We start from the raw sequence: 1,855 nt of genomic DNA, 5'->3' as shown, positions 1-1,855 counted from the left end.
TCTTCCATCCGGGAAGCAATGTCTTCATTTCTTCTTTAAAATAAGGAGCCAACAACAAGTGTTTAGGCTTGTCGGTGGCTTCGAAGGCAGCTGCAATATCGTTCAGGAATATACTGCGGATGATGCATCCCCCACGCCACATACGCGCAATGGAAGCCAGGTCGAGATGCCAGCCGAAAGCGTCGGAAGCACGTTGCAACACGGCGAATCCCTGGGCATAAGAGACGAGTTTGGAAGCATAAAGAGCAGAAAAGATATTCTTTACGAGTTCCGCCTTATTATATATAGGTTGTGTATGTTGACACTGGAATTGCTTGGAAGCCAGGTGACGCAAGTCTTTCTGTGAAGAAAGGCTTCGTTCGAATACCGCCGTGGCAATTAGCCCTAACGGCATACCGAGTTCCATCGCATTGATAACCGACCATTTTCCGGTTCCTTTCTGTCCGGCTGCATCCAGGATTTTATCAATGAGATAACCTCCGGATTTGTCTTTATGCCGCAAAATGTTGGCGGTGATTTCGATCAGATAACTGCGAAGTTTGCCTTCGTTCCAACGGGCAAAGACATCAGCCATTTCCTCATTGGTCAGATCAAGCAACTTTTTCATCACCCAATAGGCTTCGGCGATCAGTTGCATATCACCATATTCGATACCGTTGTGAATCATCTTCACAAAATGACCGGAGCCGGCAGGACCCACCCATTGACAACAAGGAGTGCCGTCCGGTGCTTTTGCCGCAATACTTTGAAGAATCGGTTTCACTTCCGGCCATGCTTTTTCCGAACCACCGGGCATGATAGAAGCTCCATTCAAGGCTCCCTCTTCACCACCGGACACACCGCTACCGACGAAAAGAAATCCCTTTGATTCCGCCAGTTGGACACGGCGGTTCGTATCTTCGTAATTAGAATTACCGCCATCAATAAGGATATCTCCCGGTGAAAGCAGCGGGAAAAGCTGATCCATCAGTTCGTCAACCGGACTTCCGGCACGAACCATCATCATAATCTTACGGGGAATAGCTATCGAATCTACAAATGCCTTTATATCTGTGAATCCTTCGATGTTTTTACCTTTTGCACGACCATTCAGGAAGCGTTCTACCACCCCCTCTTCTACTCCGGGAACAGTACGGTTATAAACCGACACGTGCCATCCCTTACTCTCCATGTTTAAAGCAAGATTCTCGCCCATCACAGCCAAGCCGATAAGTCCGATATCTGTTTTATTCTGATTTGCCATAACTTGTATATTTTGAATATTCTTTATCTTAGTAACATTTGAAATGCACATTTGTTCGCAATATTTTAGATTAAAATATTATTTTTGTGGTCTACAAATAAAATCAAGGATGAAGAAGATCAAAATCGGTTTGTTGGCACGCATCGTTATCGCCATCATTTTGGGTATTGCCATCGGCACAGTTTTCCCAGCTCCGCTAGTGCGAATATTTGTTACGTTCAATGGCATTTTCAGTGAATTTCTCAATTTCTCTATCCCATTGATTATCGTCGGACTGGTTACTGTGGCTATTGCCGACATCGGAAAAGGTGCAGGAAAAATGCTACTCGTGACGGCTTTGATCGCCTACTTCGCTACTCTTTTTTCAGGCTTTCTCTCCTACTTCACAGGGGTCACAGTATTTCCTTCGCTCATCGAACCGGGTGCACCACTTGAAGAAGTAAGCGAAGCACAGGGAATCCTCCCCTACTTCTCCGTCTCCATTCCGCCACTGATGAACGTAATGACAGCTCTGGTTTTAGCTTTCACACTGGGGTTAGGACTGGCGTCACTCAACAGCGACGCATTGAAAAACGTGGCACGTGATTTTCAGGAAATTATCGTACGAATGAT

General features: G+C 45.8%; 2 protein-coding genes. One reads left to right on the top strand and one right to left on the bottom strand.

The genetic code is table 11. The features are described from left to right. Positions 1 to 1,243, bottom strand: a 1,243-nt coding sequence (gene gnd / locus ACT8YW_RS23135; protein WP_444107271.1) for a decarboxylating NADP(+)-dependent phosphogluconate dehydrogenase, incomplete at its 3' end; no start/stop codon positions are given. Positions 1,244 to 1,352: 109 nt separating this feature from the next. Between gnd and ACT8YW_RS23130 the strand changes: the two genes are divergently transcribed. Beyond that, a partial coding sequence (locus ACT8YW_RS23130) for a cation:dicarboxylate symporter family transporter (protein WP_444107270.1) occupies positions 1,353 to 1,855 on the top strand: 503 nt, incomplete at its 3' end.

This window comes from Bacteroides sp. (assembly GCF_052357945.1).
GTDB lineage: Bacteria > Bacteroidota > Bacteroidia > Bacteroidales > Bacteroidaceae > Bacteroides.
Note: the sequence above shows the minus strand (reverse complement) of the source record. Positions and strands in the feature narration are given on the sequence as shown.